Origin of the sequence: Ferribacterium limneticum (assembly GCF_020510625.1) — a bacterium.
In the GTDB taxonomy this organism is placed as follows: domain Bacteria; phylum Pseudomonadota; class Gammaproteobacteria; order Burkholderiales; family Rhodocyclaceae; genus Azonexus; species Azonexus limneticus_A.
In genome coordinates, this window is sequence record NZ_CP075191.1 from 4,058,499 (window position 1) to 4,076,349 (window position 17,851).

21 protein-coding genes are annotated in these 17,851 nt (G+C 61.3%); 13 read left to right on the top strand and 8 right to left on the bottom strand.

Annotation, left to right across the window (positions count from 1 at the left end; all coding sequences use genetic code 11):
- Position 1 precedes the first annotated feature (1 nt).
- The 5 genes from ruvC to KI617_RS19510 all read right to left on the bottom strand — a co-directional run bounded on the left by ruvC (position 2) and on the right by KI617_RS19510 (position 3,315).
- On the bottom strand, positions 2 to 541 hold the full coding sequence (gene ruvC / locus KI617_RS19490; RefSeq protein WP_226449180.1) for a crossover junction endodeoxyribonuclease RuvC: 540 nt from the start codon (positions 539 to 541) through the stop codon (positions 2 to 4).
- The gene (locus KI617_RS19495; protein ID WP_226449190.1) at positions 538 to 1,389 is read right to left on the bottom strand and encodes a DMT family transporter; all 852 of its coding nucleotides are present in this window, start codon (positions 1,387 to 1,389) and stop codon (positions 538 to 540) included. The genes ruvC and KI617_RS19495 overlap by 4 nt, the downstream gene beginning before the upstream one ends.
- Before the next feature lie 5 nt (positions 1,390 to 1,394).
- The gene (locus KI617_RS19500) at positions 1,395 to 1,949 is read right to left on the bottom strand and encodes a 3'-5' exonuclease (protein WP_226449192.1); all 555 of its coding nucleotides are present in this window, start codon (positions 1,947 to 1,949) and stop codon (positions 1,395 to 1,397) included.
- A 21-nt stretch (positions 1,950 to 1,970) separates the two neighbouring features.
- On the bottom strand, positions 1,971 to 2,447 hold the full coding sequence (locus KI617_RS19505) for a hypothetical protein (protein ID WP_226449193.1): 477 nt from the start codon (positions 2,445 to 2,447) through the stop codon (positions 1,971 to 1,973).
- A gap of 142 nt (positions 2,448 to 2,589) precedes the next feature.
- Entirely contained in the window at positions 2,590 to 3,315 is a 726-nt protein-coding gene (locus KI617_RS19510) for a YebC/PmpR family DNA-binding transcriptional regulator (protein ID WP_226449195.1), read from the bottom strand.
- A gap of 160 nt (positions 3,316 to 3,475) precedes the next feature.
- On the opposite strand from KI617_RS19510, the gene KI617_RS19515 reads away from it, so the two are divergent.
- The 4 genes from KI617_RS19515 (at position 3,476) to KI617_RS19530 (ending at position 6,217) form a co-directional block, all read left to right on the top strand.
- Positions 3,476 to 5,113 carry a helicase HerA-like domain-containing protein gene (locus tag KI617_RS19515; protein ID WP_226449197.1) on the top strand — a complete coding sequence of 546 codons (1,638 nt, stop codon included), beginning with the start codon at positions 3,476 to 3,478 and terminating at the stop codon, positions 5,111 to 5,113.
- Between the two features lie 49 nt (positions 5,114 to 5,162).
- A complete protein-coding gene (locus tag KI617_RS19520; protein WP_226449199.1) occupies positions 5,163 to 5,675 on the top strand; it encodes a GIY-YIG nuclease family protein in 513 nt (170 codons plus the stop codon).
- 73 nt (positions 5,676 to 5,748) lie between these two features.
- Positions 5,749 to 5,988 (top strand): DUF4160 domain-containing protein, encoded by a 240-nt coding sequence (locus KI617_RS19525; protein ID WP_226449201.1) that lies wholly within the window; start codon positions 5,749 to 5,751, stop codon positions 5,986 to 5,988.
- Positions 5,960 to 6,217: a DUF2442 domain-containing protein gene (locus KI617_RS19530; RefSeq protein ID WP_226449203.1), complete on the top strand. Its 258-nt coding sequence runs from the start codon at positions 5,960 to 5,962 to the stop codon at positions 6,215 to 6,217. Before KI617_RS19525 ends, KI617_RS19530 begins: the two co-directional genes overlap by 29 nt.
- Positions 6,218 to 6,259: 42 nt before the next feature.
- Here the strand turns inward: KI617_RS19530 and KI617_RS19535 are convergent, their stop codons facing one another.
- Positions 6,260 to 7,660: an IS4 family transposase gene (locus KI617_RS19535; protein WP_226449205.1), complete on the bottom strand. Its 1,401-nt coding sequence runs from the start codon at positions 7,658 to 7,660 to the stop codon at positions 6,260 to 6,262.
- Positions 7,661 to 7,894: 234 nt separating this feature from the next.
- Between KI617_RS19535 and KI617_RS19540 the strand changes: the two genes are divergently transcribed.
- From KI617_RS19540 to KI617_RS19550, 3 genes are all read left to right on the top strand, one after another.
- A complete protein-coding gene (locus KI617_RS19540; protein WP_226449206.1) occupies positions 7,895 to 8,698 on the top strand; it encodes an N-acetylmuramoyl-L-alanine amidase in 804 nt (267 codons plus the stop codon).
- Positions 8,699 to 8,757: 59 nt separating this feature from the next.
- Positions 8,758 to 9,147, top strand: coding sequence for an SRPBCC family protein (locus KI617_RS19545; protein ID WP_226449208.1), 390 nt, complete (start codon positions 8,758 to 8,760; stop codon positions 9,145 to 9,147).
- A 95-nt stretch (positions 9,148 to 9,242) separates the two neighbouring features.
- A complete protein-coding gene (locus KI617_RS19550) occupies positions 9,243 to 9,590 on the top strand; it encodes a GFA family protein (RefSeq protein WP_226449210.1) in 348 nt (115 codons plus the stop codon).
- Positions 9,591 to 9,687: 97 nt separating this feature from the next.
- On the opposite strand, the gene KI617_RS19555 is transcribed toward KI617_RS19550, so the two are convergent.
- Positions 9,688 to 10,581, bottom strand: coding sequence for a LysR family transcriptional regulator (locus KI617_RS19555; RefSeq protein ID WP_226449212.1), 894 nt, complete (start codon positions 10,579 to 10,581; stop codon positions 9,688 to 9,690).
- Positions 10,582 to 10,669: 88 nt separating this feature from the next.
- Here KI617_RS19555 and KI617_RS19560 point away from each other — a divergent pair, with 88 nt between their 5' ends.
- The 4 genes from KI617_RS19560 to ptsP all read left to right on the top strand — a co-directional run bounded on the left by KI617_RS19560 (position 10,670) and on the right by ptsP (position 14,069).
- A complete protein-coding gene (locus tag KI617_RS19560; protein ID WP_226449214.1) occupies positions 10,670 to 11,551 on the top strand; it encodes a DMT family transporter in 882 nt (293 codons plus the stop codon).
- A gap of 25 nt (positions 11,552 to 11,576) precedes the next feature.
- Positions 11,577 to 11,966, top strand: a complete 390-nt coding sequence (locus KI617_RS19565; RefSeq protein ID WP_226449216.1) for a PTS sugar transporter subunit IIA — start codon at positions 11,577 to 11,579, stop codon at positions 11,964 to 11,966.
- A 4-nt stretch (positions 11,967 to 11,970) separates the two neighbouring features.
- Entirely contained in the window at positions 11,971 to 12,240 is a 270-nt protein-coding gene (locus KI617_RS19570; RefSeq protein ID WP_226449218.1) for an HPr family phosphocarrier protein, read from the top strand.
- Positions 12,241 to 12,326: 86 nt separating this feature from the next.
- Entirely contained in the window at positions 12,327 to 14,069 is a 1,743-nt protein-coding gene (gene ptsP, locus KI617_RS19575) for a phosphoenolpyruvate--protein phosphotransferase (RefSeq protein WP_226449220.1), read from the top strand.
- A 67-nt stretch (positions 14,070 to 14,136) separates the two neighbouring features.
- Here ptsP and KI617_RS19580 read toward each other — a convergent pair whose 3' ends face one another.
- Positions 14,137 to 14,724 (bottom strand): tetratricopeptide repeat protein, encoded by a 588-nt coding sequence (locus KI617_RS19580; protein WP_226449222.1) that lies wholly within the window; start codon positions 14,722 to 14,724, stop codon positions 14,137 to 14,139.
- Between the two features lie 216 nt (positions 14,725 to 14,940).
- On the opposite strand from KI617_RS19580, the gene KI617_RS19585 reads away from it, so the two are divergent.
- Together KI617_RS19585 and KI617_RS19590 are read left to right on the top strand one after the other, a co-directional pair.
- A complete protein-coding gene (locus KI617_RS19585; RefSeq protein ID WP_226449224.1) occupies positions 14,941 to 17,193 on the top strand; it encodes a TonB-dependent receptor plug domain-containing protein in 2,253 nt (750 codons plus the stop codon).
- 49 nt (positions 17,194 to 17,242) lie between these two features.
- Positions 17,243 to 17,842, top strand: coding sequence for a Crp/Fnr family transcriptional regulator (locus tag KI617_RS19590; protein WP_226449226.1), 600 nt, complete (start codon positions 17,243 to 17,245; stop codon positions 17,840 to 17,842).
- Positions 17,843 to 17,851 lie beyond the last annotated feature (9 nt).

Here is a 17,851-nt window from a genome sequence, read left to right on the forward strand (position 1 = left end):
CTCATCCTATCAGTCGCCCGCCGCGAATACGATATCCAGCCGTCGACATCGCCCCCAAACCCTGCCCGCCGTGGGCGTGAGCAATGGCGCAGGCGAGGGCGTCAGCGGCATCGGCCGTCGGTGCGCCGGGCAGGTTCAACAGCCGGACCACCATGGCCTGCACCTGATCCTTGGCCGCCTTGCCATGGCCGACCACAGCCTGCTTGGTCTGCAGCGCCGTGTATTCGGCGACCGGTAACCCGGCATGAACCAGTGCGCTGATCGCCGCGCCGCGCGCCTGACCGAGCAGCAGCGTCGATTGCGGATTGACGTTCACAAACACTTTTTCCACCGCCGCCTGATTGGGCTGATAGGTCGCGATGACTTCGCTGATGCCGGCGAACAGCGTCTTGATCCGTTCCGGCAGCGATTCCTTGTCGTTCGACTTGATGCAGCCGCTGGCGACGTAAACCAGTTGCTTGCCATGCAGTTCGATGACGCCAAACCCGGTCACCCGCAGACCGGGGTCGATGCCGAGAATACGGGGGGTCGTGATGCTCATTTCGTCTTCGCCACCAGATAAACGCCACTGACGGCCACCACCATGCCAATGGCCGCAGTCAGCGTCAAACTTTCACCGAAAATGAAGAAGGCGATCAGGGCGGTGGTTGGCGGTGTCAGGTAGAACAGGCTGGCGACATTCACCGCACTGCCGCTGCGGATCAGCAGGTTGAGCAGGCTGATCGCCCCGATCGACAGGACCAGCACCAGCCAGCCGAGGGCAAAGACAAACTGGCCGTTCCATTCGATCTGGTAATCCTCGAATACCGCCACGGCAACGGCGGTGACGATGGCCGTCGGCACGAACTGGATGATCGAGCCGGTGCGCAGATCGAACTTTGGACAAAAGCGTTTCTGGTAGAGCGTGCCAGCTGTGATGCCGAGCAACGCGACCAGCGCCGGAATCAGCATCGGCCCCAGCGCCCCGTCGCCCAGCTTGCCGGAAACCACCATGCCGACACCGACAAAGCCCAAGCCCAGCCCGGCCCACTGGCGAGTGCTCACTTTCTCACCCAGCAGCCAGCCGGCACCAAAGGCCGTCAACAGTGGCTGCATGCCGACAACCAGCGCCGTCACCCCGGCCGGCAGGCCGTGTTTGATGGCAACGAAGACACCACCAAGATAAACCGCATGCACCAGCACCCCGGAGATGGTGATATGCAGCCAGTCACGCGGTTTTTCCGGCCACGGCGCCCGGGTCGCCAGCGCAATGACCAGCATCAGCGTGATGACCAGCCCGTAACGGCTGAGCAGGAAAGAAAGCGGTTCGGCGTAGGGCAGGCCGTACTTGGCCCCAATGAACCCGGTGCTCCACAGGAAGACGAAAAGGAATGGATAGAAACGCTGCATGAGCCTCAAGCCAGCCAGTCCGGCGCACAACGCTTGCGCGCTTCGAGCAGGGTTTCAAACAGGGTGCGGGCATCGCCACTGGCCCGATGGCGGCGCAGTTGCAGGCGCAGTTCGACGGCAGCGCGGGTGCCGTGCCACAGGGCCTGTTCGCACTCGTCGAGCAATTCGCGCATGTCCTTGAGGGTAAATGTCGGCACCAGATCGACCGCGTCGTACATCACGCTCAGCCAGACATAGTCATAGCTCCAGGCGTCGCAATACACCGGCTGGCCGCGCAGCTTCTGATTGAGTTCCCGGCAGATATCGAGCGCCGGCCGCCCCTTGGTTTCGAGCAGCGCCCGGGTGATGCCATGGACGTTTTCAGCCGAGCTGTCCCAGTGGTTCCAGCCGGCCTCCGGGCGAATCAGGGAACAGAACGACTGCCCGTCCGGCATGTAATAACCGATCTCGATCGGATAACTGCCCTTGCCGAAACCCGAGGCTTCGATGTCGATGATGACCGGCAGCGCCAACGCCGGCCGGGCGTCGCTGTTCAGCGGAAAGGGGGATTCAGGCCGCACCGGGGCGAAACGCCTGGCGCCTCAGTTGCAAGTCGCCTTGCAGTTGGCCGCATCGGCGGCGCAGGCCTTTTCGTTGTCGATCGTGCAGGTTTGCTTGGTCCGGTAGGTGAAATTGATGCCCTTCGGGTAGGAGCAGACCAGTTTGGTCAGCTTGCCCTGGGCCACCACCTTCAGGCTCGTCGCCTTCAAGGCCTTGAACTGCGCGGCCGGCAGATCGCACGACACGTAGCCGTCGAACTCGCCATCCGCCGATTCCCAGCGCGCCGTGTTCTTCATCGCCCGGTAATCCTCGTAGCGGATGCACGAATCGGTCTGGTTGGCGTAAGCCTTGGCGTTGTCGCTGCAATAGCCGTTGTAGGTGAATTTCAGCTCGTCCTCGGTCGGGCAGGCATTCACCTGGACGGTGCTGGCCAGATCGGGGCAGGAAAACGTGGCAGCGCCGGCCGAAAAACTCAGCGCGGCGACGAACAGGGCAAGGGAAAGCTGACGAAGATTCACGGTGAGTCCTTTGGTTGCAACGGCAAGGCGGGGAGATGTCAGTTTGTCACCCCCGCAAAAGCGGGGATCCAGCTTTCTGATTATTCTGGATTCCCGCCTTCGCGGGAATGACCCATGTTAATTACCAGCCCCACACGGCAGGTCAGTCTTCGATGACGGCCGTGGTGTAGATTTCCTGCACGTCGTCGAGGTTTTCCAGCGCGTCGAGCAGCTTCTGCATGCGCACGCCTTCGTCACCGGCGAAGACGTTTTCGCTGTCCGGCTTCATCGTCACTTCGCCGAACTCCGGCTTGAAACCGGCCGCTTCCAGCGCATCCTTGACGGCCATGTAGTCGTTCGGCGGGGTCAGCACTTCGATCGAGCCGTCATCATTGGTCGTCACATCGTCGGCGCCGGCTTCAATGGCGGCATCCATCAGCGCGCCTTCATCGGTTCCCGGGGCGAAGATCATCTGGCCGCAGTGCTTGAACTGGAAAGCCACGCAGCCGTCGGAACCCATGTTGCCGCCGAACTTCGAGAACGCATGGCGAACTTCGGCCACCGTGCGCACCTTGTTGTCGGTCAGGCAATCGACCATGATCGCCGCGCCGCCGATGCCGTAGCCTTCGTAGCGGATCTCGATGTACTCGACGCCTTCGAGTTCGCCCGTGCCTTTCTTGATCGCCGTGTCGATCTTGTCCTTGGGCATGTTGACGCCCTTGGCCTTGTCGACCGCGACGCGCAGGCGCGGGTTGAAGTTGATGTCGCCGCCGCCCATCTTGGACGCAACGGTGATTTCCTTGGCAATCTTGGAGAAGGCGGCACCGCGCTTCTCGTCCTGGCGACCTTTACGGTGCTGGATATTGGCCCACTTGGAATGACCAGCCATGCTGTTTTCCCTGAATGCAAATAACGAAGAAGGCGAGATTTTACCCGCCCGGCGGCTTCTCGTCAGGCCGGCGTAGCTTGGAAACATTACGCTATTTAACAAAGCCCTATCCCGGCGTTGCTAGAATGCCGGGATACTTTTCCCGCTGGAGCCTGCTGCCATGTCCGAACCCATGTACCTCGCCAAATCCGAAGACGGCTACCCGGCCATGCTGCCGCAGATGGCCAACCGCCACGGCCTGATCACCGGCGCCACCGGCACCGGCAAGACGGTGACCCTGCAGTCGATGGCCGAACGCCTCTCGTTTGTCGGCGTTCCCGTCTTCATGGCGGACGTCAAGGGCGACCTCTCCGGCATGGGCGCCGCCGGCACCCCCTCCGAAAAACTGCTCAAGCGCATCGCCGATCTCGGCCTCGACGGCTTCACGCCTTACGCCAACCCGGTCGCCTTCTGGGATGTCTTCGGCCAGGGCGGCATACCGGTCCGCGCCACCGTCTCCGACATGGGCCCGCTGCTCCTTTCCCGCCTGCTCAACCTCAACGACACGCAAGGCGGCGTCCTGCAACTGGTCTTCAAGATCGCCGACGACCAGGGCCTGCTCCTGCTCGACCTCAAGGACCTGCGCGCCATGGTCCAGCACGTCGGCGACAACGCCAAGAATTTCACCACCGAATACGGCAACGTCGCCTCGGCCTCGATCGGCGCCATCCAGCGCGGCCTGCTGACGCTCGAAGAGCAAGGCGGCGACGTCTTCTTCGGCGAGCCGATGCTCGACATCAATGACCTGATGAAAGTCGACGAAAACGGCCGTGGCGTCATCAACATCTTCTCCGCCGAAAAACTGATCAACTCGCCGACCCTGTACTCCACCTTCCTGCTCTGGATGCTCTCCGAACTCTTCGAGCAACTGCCCGAAGCCGGCGATCTGGAAAAGCCGAAACTGGTCTTCTTCTTCGACGAAGCCCACCTCCTCTTTTCCGATGCCCCCCAGGCGCTGACCGACAAGGTCGAGCAGGTTGTCCGCCTGATCCGCTCGAAGGGCGTCGGCGTCTATTTCGTCACTCAGAACCCGCTCGACGTCCCGGAAAAAATCCTCGGCCAGCTCGGCAACCGCGTCCAGCACGCCCTGCGCGCCTTCACCCCGCGCGACCAGAAAGCCGTGCAGGCCGCAGCCGAAACCATGCGCGCCAACCCGAAATTCGATGCCGCGGCGGTGATCACCGAACTCGGCGTCGGCGAAGCGCTGGTTTCATTCCTCGACGAAAAAGGCCGGCCGACCATCGTCGAACGCGGCTTCATCTTCCCGCCCGCCTCCCGCCTCGGCCCGCTGACGCCCGAAGAACGCCAGGCCATGATCCAGGCCAGCCCGCTGCTCGCCACCTACGGCCAGACCATCGACCGCGAATCCGCCTACGAAATCCTGCGCGGCAAACCCGCCGCCACCCAGGCCGCCCCCAGTGCCATCCCCGCCCCACCGGCCGGTAACGGCAACCTCAACGACGCAGACTGGGGCAACAGCGCCAACCGCGAACCCGCCCCACAACCCAGACAAAGCGCCCCCGCCCCACAACCCAGACAAAGCGCCCCCGCCCCGCAGGAAAGCTCGGGCGGCGGCCTGTTCGGCGGACTCGGCGAAATCCTGACCGGCAGCACCGGCCCGCGCGGCGGTCGCCGCGAAGGCGTGCTGGAGAGCGCCGCCAAGAGTGCCGCCCGCGGCGTGGCTGGTACGGTTGGTCGGGAAATTGGCAAGCAGATTCTGCGTGGAGTGCTGGGGTCGATTCTGGGTGGGCGACGCTGAAATACAAAGGGACCCACGCAGGCTGATAATTTCGACGTTAGGCATAGCAATGACATCAGGTCTGAACCAATTCATTCAATCAGCCAACGAGACTGCGGCGATCAAATTACAGTTTGACCTTGTCTGCTCGAATGCCAATCTTGTAAACCCAGAGTGCGGAGCCATCGGCGACGCACTCAATACTGATCTCGCAACACCTGGAATCTATTATTGGTCAATGCTTGTTGGTGAGAGCGAATACAAAATATACGTTGGCAAAACGAACTCACTCCTGCGCCGAATAAAGGACTACCTGAAGGAGTTTCAGCCGCACTCGCCGAACGACTACAAGCTACGTATTTTTCAGCAGGCTGCTGTGAAGCGTTACCCCAACGCCAAGTTTTCGCTTCGATTTTTCAGCGCCAATGTCGCTAATCTCACAAAGCTCGAGAACGATATGGTTACCCTTCTTGACCCTTTATTAAATCAACGAGCCAAGCCACCAGCGCAAGCGAAAACAGCACTCCAGCATGCGTTCGAGGCTTATTACATAGCGGGGTTTTCAACGCTGCTAGAACAATAAGGGACCATGCTTTACAGGCCCACTCCGGTCCCAACCGTTTAATCTCTCCATGCGCACGGTGTAAAGTATCGGCATGGCACCTACAGTTCTTCGTGACGGTCAGTTTCGGCTATTCTTCTTTTCTCGGGAGGAGCCGCGCATCCATGTTCATGTCTCACACCCTGACGGCGAAGCAAAGTTCTGGCTGACGCCCAGTGTTCACCTGGCAACGTCGGCTGGTCTCAACCAGCGCCTGCTGCGTGAAGCACAATCCGTTGTTGAAAACCATCTTGGGGAGATTACCAATGCCTGGCACAGTCATTTCGGCACCTGAAGTCACCCACGTTTCAAAACACGGATTCTGGTTGTTGCTGGCGGATGAAGAGGTTCTCCTGCCGTTTGAGCAATTCCCGTGGTTTCGCCGCGCCACCATCGATCAGATTTCTCATGTCGAATGGCCTACGCCGGAGCATCTTTACTGGCCAGAGTTGGATATCGATCTTTCGCTTGAGTCGATTCGCCAACCGGATACGTTCCCGCTGGTATCAAAAGCGCTGCCCTGACGCGCCGCCAACTAAAACAATTGGGGAAAGCCCCCAATGGCACTACCTTAATGCTTCGTCATGAAGCATCTGTTGTTGTTTCATGAGTGCAGCCTTGAGGATATGGCGGGGTTGAGTGAGGAGTGATTGCGGTTTGGCTCGTCGCTTGACGGCGCGGGGTTCGACCCGGCCTGGCCGGTTTGGCAGTCGCAATCGAGAGACCCCGGCGAGGAGATAAGCGCGGCGTGGTGCCAGCCGTCCTCGGGGTGCATGGCGCAGGTTTTCCTCGAAAGCGCGGACCAGTTGCAGGGTTGCCTTGAAGCTCAACTGACGGGGTAGAACATGACCAAGGAGGGCCGCCTGAGCCATTACCGCACGGACCAGGTTGTAGGCCAGCAGGTGCACGGCAATTTCCTTTTTGACCATTTCCGGACTTTTGCAGCGCAGCACCCCCATCTGCATCACGGTCTTGATCGAACGCAAGTCCAGTTCCACCTGCCAGCGAGCATGATAGAGAACCAGCAGTTCTTTCTTGCTGACTTGCCCTGCCTCGATGAGGCTCGTCACCAAGGTCAAGCCACCGACGCGGGCTTCCCGCAAGAGCAGGCTTTCAGGCATCGCAGCAAAGGTTGCGGCATCCATCCAGGCGGGACGTTGCGGACGCACCCAGGCGACAACGTGATCCTTTGATCCCAGCCGCCGCCCTCGGCGAAAGTCGGTATGCCGCAGTTGGTGCTGCCGCACAACCACATCCACCCCGTGCCGGATCAGCCAGGCCAGCATGAAATAACCGGAGAAATAGCGGTCGGCGATGGCGATATCGCCTGATCGAAAGTGAGGGGTCAATTGCCAGAGCAGTGATGTCTCTCCGGTTCGTTTGCCCTCGCAAGGTCCAGTAGCCCATTCCAGCACCGCGCCGCAGGATAAGGAGATGATCGCCACCAGGCGCGCCAGCGGAAAGCCCAGACCTGCTTTCTGGATTTTGCTCTGGGGAAACTCGGACTGGTTCGCCGGGGTGTCGGGCATGGAAACCGTCGTGCCGTCGATGAGCTTGACCTCCCGACCGCGCCAGCGCCAGGCATCGGGCTGAGCCACGTTCAGCCGTTCTCCGACTTCTCGACCAAGCCGCTCAACCAGGTTCAGCGCCAGTCGTGCCCGCGCCTTGCAGTAGGGACCGTTGTTCAGACTGCACGGCGACTGCCCTAGCGCCACCCGCTGACTGACCCCTCGGGCTACGGCGTCTTGGCAGCTTTGATCTGCCCCCAGCACTTGCTCGATAAAGAGAATCAGGGTTTGCAGCGGGCCATAGACGCGCTCACGACGGTTTTCCGCTGCTTCATTGATCCACTGCGTCAGGCTTTGCTGCGGAATGACTTGCCCCAACGCAGCGCCCGGTCCTTGGGCAAATCGCCCGCAAAAGCGTTTGACCTGTCCTGCAATTCGCCGCCGCTTGATATCATCCATTTGGGCTGACCCTCTAGCGTTATGTGGCACGGATTCGACACCCGCATCGTAACGCTTCGAGTTCGTCAGCCCATTTCTATCTCGTTGTTTGAAATACGAATTTGCTTAAGGTAGTGCCATTAGGGAAAGCCCCCTATTGTTAGCAAGCCGCTCCAGTCCTTAAAACAATACCGGGCCAACCATCATTGTCAGTCATTACACCAATGATGCATCTCTTACCAACAGGAGAACGCCATGGAAAAGAAGGGAAAGTTCGTCCGCATGTCGCTTGTCGAATTCACCGGCTGGCTCAATGCCAATCGGTTCGACCGGCAGATCGGCGTCATCCAGAACCACCACACCTATATCCCGGCTTATGCCCATTTCAAGGGCAATAACCACATCGCCCTGTGTGAAAGCATGGAGCGCTCCCATCTGGAGCGGGGATTTGCTGAGATCGCCCAGAACCTGACGATATTCCCGGATGGTGACGTTGTTTTGTGCCGCAGCTTCAACACGATTCCGGCCGGCATCAAGGGGGCTAATCGAAATGGCCTGTGCATCGAGAATCTGGGTAACTTTAATCTGGGCGGGGACGTCATGAGCGAGGCCCAGCGCAAGGCTATCGTGGCGGTTAACGCACGGCTGCTGATGCGTTTTGGCCTGCCTTGCGACACCGATCATGTGGTCTATCACCACTGGTGGGATCTGAATTCCGGACAACGTACCAACGGCAGCGGCAACACCAAGTCTTGCCCGGGCACCGCGTTCTTTGGCGGCAACAGCGTGGCTGCCGCCCAGGCCGACTTTCTCCCGCTGATCGCCGCTGCGATGGGCGCGGCGGCCAATCCACCCGCGCCGCCGCAGGCCCTGTTCCAGGGCGAGGTCAATACCCCCTCGCTTCGTATCCGCGACACGCCTGGCGTCGATGGCACCCAACTCGGTGCTGTGGCCAATGGCGCGCTGCTGGCGATCTACGAGGTGCGTAACGGTTGGTACCGCATCCATCCGACGGCGCAACGCTGGGTCAGCGGCCGCTACGTCGCCAAGCGGGAATAACGGCGAACCTCCCGCCAAATAACGCGTCGAACGCCTACCCCTCACTGGAGCACAGCACCATGCCAGGAACCGTTCGCCTTCACCGCGTCTTGAAAGCCCCGGCCGAGCGCGTGTATCGCGCCTTTACGACCCCCGAAGCGATGAGCAAGTGGTTGCCGCCCCATGGTTTCACCTGCACGGTTCACCACATGGAGGCGCGGGTGGGCGGGACTTTCCGGATGTCTTTCACCAACTTCACGACGCAGCAAGCGCATACCTTCAGTGGCGAGTATCTCGAACTCGTTCCCGACAAGCTGCTGCGCTACACCGACCAGTTCGACGACCCCAATCTGCCGGGCGTCTTGCAGGTGAGCATTTCGATGACGCCGGTCTTATGTGGCACCGAGCTCAATATCGTCCAGGAGAACATTCCGGACGCGATTCCGGTCGAGATGTGCTATCTCGGCTAGCAGGAATCGCTGAGTCAGCTGGCGGCGCTGGTTGAACCGGAAATTCCCCAGTAACCCTTTTCGCCCCCCAAATTCATCACGCAAGGAGAACCGGCATGATCTACAAAGGCAGTTGTCACTGCGGGCAAATCGCTTTCGAGGTGGAAGGCGAACTGGCCAAGGTCATGGATTGCAATTGCTCCATCTGTTCGCGCATGGGCTCGCTGCACTGGTTCGTGCCGCGCGACACGTTGCGCCTGCTGACGCCGGAGAGCAACCTGGCGACCTACAGCTTCGGCAAGCAGTCGATCAAGCATCACTTCTGCCCGAAGTGCGGCATCCATCCGTTTGGCGAGGGCACGGACCCGGCCGGGAACCGCATGGCGGCGGTGAATGCGCGTTGTCTTGAGGACGTCGATCTCTCGGCGCTGGCGGTCATTCATCTTGATGGTCGGTCTCTGTAGATTTTCGAGCTATCTCACCGATCGGTCGCAGCAGCAAAACAGGGGGAGACCAACCGGATACATTTCCGCTGGTGTCCAGGGCAGGGCGATAAGGCCTTTACACGTGACTGCCCTTGCCGGCCAGATGGTCGAAGAGGGCCGCAGCAGCCTGGCTGAGTGCGGCCCGCGAGCGGATGCATAGCTGCAGGTCACGCGGCGCCCATGAGTCGGTGATTTCTATCGTTTTTACGCCATCGGTAGCGGCGGAACGCGGCACCATGCCGATGCCGACGCCGGCCGCTACCATGCGGCAGACGGCGCTGAAGCTGCGGACCTGGATGCGGACGTCGAGCCGGCCGCCGAGCCTCGCGGCGTGGTTCATCATGAAGGTGTGGATGGCGCTGCCGGCGTGCAGGCAAACGAAGGGCTCGGCCAGCACGTCGGCGAAGGCCAGTTCGCTTTTTTCGGCCAGCGGATGGCCGGGGGCGACGATGAGGACCAGCCTGTCCTGCCGGTAGGGCCGGGTTTCGACCCCGGTCAGCCCGACTTCCGAGGCGACGACACCGATTTCCACCTGGCCGGCCGCGACGGCCTGGATGATTGCCGGGCTGGGCTGTTCTTCGAGGCTGACGCGGACGCGCGGGTGTTCACGCAGGAAATCGCCGAGGTCTTCGGGCAAGAAACAGTTGATGGCGTTGGTGTTGGCGAAGACGGTGACCTGGCTGTGCAGGCCGCTGGCGTAGGGGGCCAGGTCGGCGTGCATCTGTTCGAGTTGGGCGAAGACTTGCCGGGCGTGGCGGAGCAGCGATTCGCCGGCCGGGGTCGGATTCAGGCCGCGGGCATGGCGTGAGAAGAGCGGGATGCCAAGGGCGGCTTCGAGCTGCGTCAGCCGATGGCTGGCCGAGGAGGGGGCGAGATGCACCAGTTCAGCCGCCCGGGTCAGGCTGCCGGAATCGGCGATGGCGGCGACCAGCCGCAGGTCGGGAAGATCGTAGCGCATGGTTTCGTCCATAACGAATGCTTGGTTTGAATAATACCAATTGCCCTCCCTTCCAGTCTGCCTTTTAATCGATTCCGGCATAACCAACTAGAGAACAACTTTGGATAAATCGAACGCTTACGGGGCAAGTCTGGCACTGCTGGCGGCTCTCGGCTTTTCGCTGAAGGCGATTTTCGTCAAGCTGGCCTATCCGTACGGCGTCGATGCCATCACCCTGCTCGCCTTGCGCATGGGCTTTGCGCTGCCGGTTTTCCTGTGGGTCGGGCTGGCCGGGCAGAAGGCGGGGGCCAGCCTGTCGCGCGGCGATTGGGGCCGACTGGTCACCCTCGGCTGCCTTGGCTATTACGGCGCCAGTATTCTCGATTTCTGGGGGCTGGAATACATTTCGGCCGGCCTGGAACGCCTGATTCTGTTCACCTACCCGACGCTGACCCTCCTGATCGGCGTGCTCTTCCAGGGCAAGCCCTTCACCCGGCGCGAGGGCATCGCGGTGGCGCTGTGCTACTCGGGCATCGGCTTCGCGTTCATCCACGACCTTGGCCTGGGCGATACCCGCAGCGTGCTGATCGGCGGCGCCCTGGTCTTCGGCTCCAGCGTTTCGTATGCGCTCTACCTGTCCGGCAGCGCGCCGATGATCGCCCGGCTCGGCGCGATGCGCTTTTCGGCGCTGGCCATGCTGGTCTCGTCGGCCGTCACCTTGCTGCATTTCATGGCCGTGCAGCCGTTCTCGGCCTTCATCCAGCCGCTGCCGGTCTACGGCTGGGGGCTGGCGATGGCGATCTTTGCCACCATCGTGCCGGTCTTTGCCCAGTCGGCGGCCATTCGGCGGATCGGCGCCGGGCAGGCTTCGCTGTTCGGCATGGTCGGCCCGATGCTGACCATAGGCTTCGGCTGGTGGCTGCTCGACGAAGCCGTCTCAGCGGCGCAGATGGCCGGTGCGGCGCTGGTTGTCGTTGGAATATTGATCGTCAGCCGCAGGTAAAACGCTTCGGAGTAGAATCCCCGGCATGATCGGGATTCTGCTCATCACCCACGGTAGCTACGGCGAGGCACTCATTCAGAATGCCTGCCATGTGCTGAACAAGCGGCCGCCGCAGTTGAACCAGCTTGGCGTCTCCGCCCAGGATGACCCGCTGGACCTGCTGCCGTTGGCGCGTGAGATGCTCGATCTGGTCGATCACGGCAAGGGCGTGCTGGTGCTGACCGATATTTTCGGCGCCTCGCCATCCAACCTTGCCCTGAAATTGCTCGAACCCGGCCACGTCGAAGGACTGACCGGCGTCAATCTGCCGATGCTGATGCGCGCGCTGACCTATCGCGACAAAGGCATGGATACCCTGCTTGTTCGAGCCCGCGATGGCGGCCGTGACGGCATCCTCAACATGTCGGACCATTAAAAACATGCTTACCCAAGAAACCGAAATCATCAACAAGCTGGGCCTGCATGCCCGCGCTTCCGCCAAACTGACCCAGCTCGCCGGCAAGTACAAGTGCGAAGTCTGGATGAGCAAGGGCACGCGCCGCATCAACGCCAAGAGCATCATGGGCGTGATGATGCTGGCCGCCGGCAAGGGCTCGAAGGTGACGCTGGAAACCAATGGCGCCGATGAAGCCGAGGCCATGGAAGCCTTGCTGGCGCTGATCGCCGACTATTTTGGCGAGGGGGAATAAATGAATCGACCCCCACGCTCGCCTGGCTCGCAGCCCCCCGAGGGGGCGTCGGCCTTCCTTGAGGCGGCTCTGCGAAAGGCCGAGTCATGAGTTTCACACTGCACGGTCTGGGAGTTTCCGGCGGTATCGCCATCGGGCGGGCCATGCTGATGTCGCACGCGACGCTTGAGGTCTCGCACCTGACCCTGGCGCCGCGGATGGTCGACAAGGAAATCGAGCGCTTCGACAAGGCGGTCAATGCCGTCAAGGAAGAGCTGATCCTGATGAAGGAGAACACTGAGCACGCCCCGGCCGAGCTCAATGCCTTCATCGACATCCACACCATGTTCCTCGAAGACCCGGAACTGGCCGTCAAACCGCGCGACATCATCCGCGAGCGCCGCTGCAACGCCGAATGGGCGCTGGTCCAGCAGATGGAGCAGCTGGTCGGGCAATTCGAACAGTTCGACGACCCCTACCTGCGCGAGCGGAAATTCGATGTCGTGCAGGTCGTCGAGCGCGTCGTCAAGGAACTGCTTGGTCACCGCAGCCGCAACGCCCTGAAAACGGCCAAGCGCTCCAAGGAAGAGGCGCTGATCGTCGTCGCCCACGACCTGTCGCCGGCCGACACCATCGCCTTCAAGGAACACCGCTTCGCCGCCTTCATTACCGATGTCGGCGGCGCCACCTCGCACACCTCCATCCTCGCCCGTTCCATGGCGATCCCGGCCGTGCTCGGCCTGGAAAACGCCCGCGGCCTGATCCGCGACGGCGAGCAGCTGATCGTCGATGGCCTGCGCGGCGTCGTCATCGTCAATCCCGATCAGCGGGTGCTCGACGAATACCAGCTGCGCAAGGAACAGATCGAGCTTGAGAAAACCAAGCTCAAGCGCCTTAAAACCGCCAAATCGGAAACGATCGATGGCGTTTCAGTGCAGCTGTTTGCCAATATCGAACTGCCGAATGACGTCCCGGTCGCGCTGGAGTCCGGCGCCGAGGGCATCGGCCTGTTCCGTACCGAATTCCTCTTCCTCGACCGCGGCGACATGCCGGACGAGCAGGAGCAGTACGAAGCCTATAAAAAAGTGGTCAAGGGCATGGCCGGGCGACCGGTCACCATCCGTACCTTCGACCTTGGCGCCGACAAGGATCTGCGCCCGGACAACTCGGCCGGCGACCGGGTCAAGACCAACCCGGCCCTGGGCCGGCGGGCCATTCGCCTGTCGCTGGCCGAGCCGCGGATGTTCCAGATCCAGCTGCGGGCCATCCTGCGCGCCTCGAAGCACGGCCCGATCAAGCTGCTGATCCCGATGCTGGCGCACGCCCATGAAATCGACCAGACGCTGGCCGCCCTCGAACAGGCCAAATCCAGCCTGCGCGGCGAAAAAGCCGCCTTCGACGAGAACATCGAAGTCGGCGGCATGATCGAGATTCCCGCCGCCGCACTGGCCATCGGCCTCTTCCTGCGCCGGCTCGATTTCCTGTCGATCGGTACCAACGACCTGATCCAGTACACGCTGGCCATCGACCGTTCCGACGAACAGGTGGCCGGCCTCTACGACCCGCTGCACCCGGCCGTGCTGATGCTGATCGCCCATACGCTGGCTAGCGCCGAGAAAGTCGGCATTCCGGTTTCCGTCTGCGGCGAAATGGCCGGCGACCCGGACCTCACCCGCCTGCTGCTCGGCATGGGCCTGCGCATTTTCTCGATGCATCCGTCGCAGATCCTGAAGGTAAAGAACCGCGTGCTGAAGGCCGAGGTCAACGAACTCGCCCCCAACGTCCGCAAGATGCTGCGCCTCGATGAGCCGACCAAGCTGCGCGAAGCACTGGAGAAGCTGAATAGCTGATTCCCCGCTCGCGGCGGGGGAGCGGCTGAGCGCTTGATTCCGGCCGGATCAAAGGCCGGGCGGCCAGTCAGCGGATGGCGGTCGCCGCCTCCAGTGCCGCCGTGGCCGTCAGCCGCTCGCCGACCAGCCCGGCCCGACGCCTGAGTTCAGCCAGCACCTGGCTCGAAGTGGTGTGCGAGGCAGCCAGTTGCTCACGCCGATCGCGCTCCTCGATCAAGGCCAAAGCCTGCTGGCGCCAGGCGACCAGCTTCGGTTCATGCTCATGGTGCAGGTGGTGTCTGCGATGCAGGGTGAACCAGCGATGGGCTTCCGCCTCATCCGGCGCAACCCCCTGACCGATCTGGTACATCAGGCCAATCTGGAGCTGCGACACCTTGTCGCCCTGCTCAGCCGCCTGCCGGTACCACTGCATGGCCGTTGTGTAGTCCAGCCGTACGCCATCGCCATGCTGATGGATCACCGCCAGGTTGTACGCCGCATCGACATTTCCCTTGGCGGCCAAATCCTTCCAGATCGAGACAGCCCGGCTCGTTTCACCGCCCCTGTGCAGCATGGCCGCCTGACGCAGCTCATCATCGGGGCTTCCCGCCAGCGCAGAAAGACTGCCCAGCGAAAAACACATGGCAAGACAAAATTGGCATATCAGACGGGGCATGGCGACTCTCCAAAAATAAGCTTTCCGCCCTCGATGGCCGTCATGGGACAAATCTGCCTGCAGCTCAAACGATGCGGAATCGGCAAAATCCTATGCCCACACCCCCTACTTTGGAACTAGACAAATTGTCGCGCGGCAATTTGTCGCATTCCGCAAATAGGCCAATCCCCGGAAAATCAGGACCCGCTTAAATACCAATAATTCAGGGAGAGTTTCATGGGGTACCGCATCCGCCCGTTGGCCGCTGCAATGGCTGTCGCGTTTTCGACCATTTCCTGGCAACAGGCCCAAGCGCAAACGACCCTCAACGAGGTCGTGGTAAGTGCTGGAAAAATCCGTGACGCAGCCACGCCGCAGCAAATCGGCGCTGCCGAGATTGCCGCCCAACACGCCATTACCCGCGATACCGCAGCCTTGTTGCGCGACGTTCCCGGTGTCAGCCTCTATGGTGCCGGTGGTGTTTCCAGCCTACCCGTCATCCACGGCCTGGCTGATGACCGCCTGCGCATTACCGTCGACGGCATGGACTTCATCGCCTCCTGCCCCAACCACATGAACCCGCCGCTCTCCTACCTGGATCCGACCAACGTCGCCAAGATCAAAGTCTTCGCAGGCATTGCACCGGTCAGCGTCGGCGGTGACAGTATCGGCGGCGCCATCGTTGCCGAGACGGCTACCCCGCAATTCGCTGCGCCGGGCCAGGGAACGCTGGCCAAGGGTGAGGTCGGCGCCTTCTTCCAAAGCAACAACAAGGCTCAGGGCGGCAACCTTTCAGCCACCCTGGCTACTGAAAACATCAGCGTCAGCTACACCGGCGCCATGACCAAGGCTGAAAATTACACGGCTGGCGGCGATTTCAAGACTTGGACAACGACCGGCCGCATTGGGCATACGCTGGCCCTCGACGAAGTCGGCTCGACGGCTTACGAAAGCCGTACCCACACCCTCGGCTTTGCCGTACGTGGCGGCAATCATCTGGTCGAGGCCAAATTCGGCTATCAGGACGTCCCCTATCAGCTCTACCCCAACCAACGGATGGACATGTTGGACAACGAGCAGAAACGCATCAACCTGCACTACCTTGGCCAGTACGACTGGGGCATGTTCGATATCCGCGCCTACCATGAGACCGTCGATCACTTCATGGATTTCGGGGCAGACAAGCGGTATTGGTACAGCGGCATGTCGGGCGGATCGAACTCACTCAACGGCACCCCCTGCTCACCGATCACGGGTGGCATGGGAGGCTGTGCCGCAGGCATGCCGATGTACTCAAGCAGCAAAACGACGGGCGTCAACCTGAAGGCCGATGTTGACCTGGGCACCAACGACCTGCTGCGCATCGGTGCGCTTTACCAGCATTACACGCTCAACGACTGGTGGCCGGCCTCCGGTGGCGGCATGTACCCGAACACCTTCGACAACATCAAGGATGGCAAACGTGACCGCCTGGGTATTTTTGCCGAATGGGAACGCCGTATTGGCAAGCAATGGACAACCTTGCTCGGCGCACGTTACGAACGGGTTGAAAGTGATGCAGGTGACATTCAAGGCTACAGCAGCAGCTACGCTACCGATGCTAACGCCTTCAACAATCGTGACCACAAGCGTACCGACAACAATGTCGACCTGAGCGCCCTCGCCCGGTATACGGCGAACAACATGTCCGACATCGAGTTCGGCCTGGCCCGCAAGGTGCGTTCGCCCAACCTGTACGAGCGCTACACCTGGTCGACCTCGACCATGGCCGCGTTGATGAACAACTTCGTCGGCGATGGCAATGGCTACGTCGGCAACATGGACCTGAAGCCGGAAAAGGCCTACACCGCCTCCCTCACCTTCGACTGGCATGCTGCAGACCGAAACTGGGAATTGAAAGCGACACCGTTTTACACCCATGTTGACGATTTTATTGATGCCACCCGTCTGACTGCATTCGCAAACACCAACAACCAGTTTGTCGTTCTCAAATACGCCAACCAGTCTGCCCGCCTCTACGGCCTCGACCTCTCCGGTCGCATGCCGCTGGCCAAGACCAGCATGGGTGAATTCGGCCTGCGCGGTTTGATGAACTACACCAAGGGTGAAAACCGTGACACGGGCGGCAACCTGTACAACATCATGCCGCTCAACGGCAAGGTGGCACTGACCCACCAGTACGGCAGCTGGAGCAATGCGCTGGAACTGGTTGGCGTCACTGGCAAGAACGACACCTCCTCGGTCCGTAACGAAGTCCACACCGCCGGCTACAGCCTTACCCATCTGCGCACCAGCTACACGTGGAAAAACGTGCGTGTCGACTTCGGCATCGAAAACCTGTTCGACCGCTTCTACTACCTGCCGCTGGGCGGTGCCTATACCGGCCAAGGCACAACGATGAGCGCTACCGGAACTTATTCGCCGGCCTATGGCATCGTCGTCCCCGGTATGGGCCGTTCGATCTATGCGGGCGTGAACGTCAAGTTCTAAACCGCACCTCGCTCCCCGTACAACCCCGGCCCGGTGCCGGGGTTTTTCCATGCCAAGTGAGGGCAACGCCATGCGCAATCATCCGAATCCCCGCGAGCCGTCGCTTTACGACGCCACCCCTGGTACTCAGCTCTATGCAGTGGGCAGCAAGGGAAAAGCCTGGCGACTCTGCACCGGCTTGGTTCGTTTCGACACCATCGCCAGCGACGGCAATGCCACCTTCGCCAGCCTGGCCATCGCCGGCGACATTCTCGGTTGCGAAACCCTGCTCTTCGGCTGCTATACCTTCCGCGCCACCGCGCTGACCCATTGCCGCCTGACGCCATGGCCGGAGGGTGCCACAGCCATCGACAGCACATCGCTGCTTGCCTCGCTGGCCAATGCCCAGCAGCGCGCTGCCGACCTGGTGGCGCTGCGCGGCGGACAGGCAGCCAACCGCGTTCTCAGCCTGATTCGTCTGCTCTCGGACGGCGCCGGGCGGGTCGTCCTGCCCACCCGCCAGGACATCGCCGATATCACCGACCTGCGCTTCGAAACGATCTCGCGCATCATCAAGGTGCTGGAACGCACCAAGGTACTGACGCCCGTCCGGATCGAGGGGGTTCATGCCACGCGCAGTTTCCAGACCAATCTGGTGCTTGCCGCCTAGACCTAGCCG

Coding starts and splice junctions, on each gene's coding strand:
- ruvC (WP_226449180.1), bottom strand. CDS start 541: ATGAGCATCACGACCCCCCGTATTCTCGGCATCGACCCCGGTCTGCGG.
- KI617_RS19495 (WP_226449190.1), bottom strand. CDS start 1,389: ATGCAGCGTTTCTATCCATTCCTTTTCGTCTTCCTGTGGAGCACCGGG.
- KI617_RS19510 (WP_226449195.1), bottom strand. CDS start 3,315: ATGGCTGGTCATTCCAAGTGGGCCAATATCCAGCACCGTAAAGGTCGC.
- KI617_RS19515 (WP_226449197.1), top strand. CDS start 3,476: ATGTCCGAACCCATGTACCTCGCCAAATCCGAAGACGGCTACCCGGCC.
- KI617_RS19520 (WP_226449199.1), top strand. CDS start 5,163: ATGACATCAGGTCTGAACCAATTCATTCAATCAGCCAACGAGACTGCG.
- KI617_RS19525 (WP_226449201.1), top strand. CDS start 5,749: ATGGCACCTACAGTTCTTCGTGACGGTCAGTTTCGGCTATTCTTCTTT.
- KI617_RS19530 (WP_226449203.1), top strand. CDS start 5,960: ATGCCTGGCACAGTCATTTCGGCACCTGAAGTCACCCACGTTTCAAAA.
- KI617_RS19535 (WP_226449205.1), bottom strand. CDS start 7,660: ATGGATGATATCAAGCGGCGGCGAATTGCAGGACAGGTCAAACGCTTT.
- KI617_RS19540 (WP_226449206.1), top strand. CDS start 7,895: ATGGAAAAGAAGGGAAAGTTCGTCCGCATGTCGCTTGTCGAATTCACC.
- KI617_RS19545 (WP_226449208.1), top strand. CDS start 8,758: ATGCCAGGAACCGTTCGCCTTCACCGCGTCTTGAAAGCCCCGGCCGAG.
- KI617_RS19550 (WP_226449210.1), top strand. CDS start 9,243: ATGATCTACAAAGGCAGTTGTCACTGCGGGCAAATCGCTTTCGAGGTG.
- KI617_RS19555 (WP_226449212.1), bottom strand. CDS start 10,581: ATGGACGAAACCATGCGCTACGATCTTCCCGACCTGCGGCTGGTCGCC.
- KI617_RS19565 (WP_226449216.1), top strand. CDS start 11,577: ATGATCGGGATTCTGCTCATCACCCACGGTAGCTACGGCGAGGCACTC.
- KI617_RS19570 (WP_226449218.1), top strand. CDS start 11,971: ATGCTTACCCAAGAAACCGAAATCATCAACAAGCTGGGCCTGCATGCC.
- ptsP (WP_226449220.1), top strand. CDS start 12,327: ATGAGTTTCACACTGCACGGTCTGGGAGTTTCCGGCGGTATCGCCATC.
- KI617_RS19580 (WP_226449222.1), bottom strand. CDS start 14,724: ATGCCCCGTCTGATATGCCAATTTTGTCTTGCCATGTGTTTTTCGCTG.
- KI617_RS19585 (WP_226449224.1), top strand. CDS start 14,941: ATGGGGTACCGCATCCGCCCGTTGGCCGCTGCAATGGCTGTCGCGTTT.
- KI617_RS19590 (WP_226449226.1), top strand. CDS start 17,243: ATGCCAAGTGAGGGCAACGCCATGCGCAATCATCCGAATCCCCGCGAG.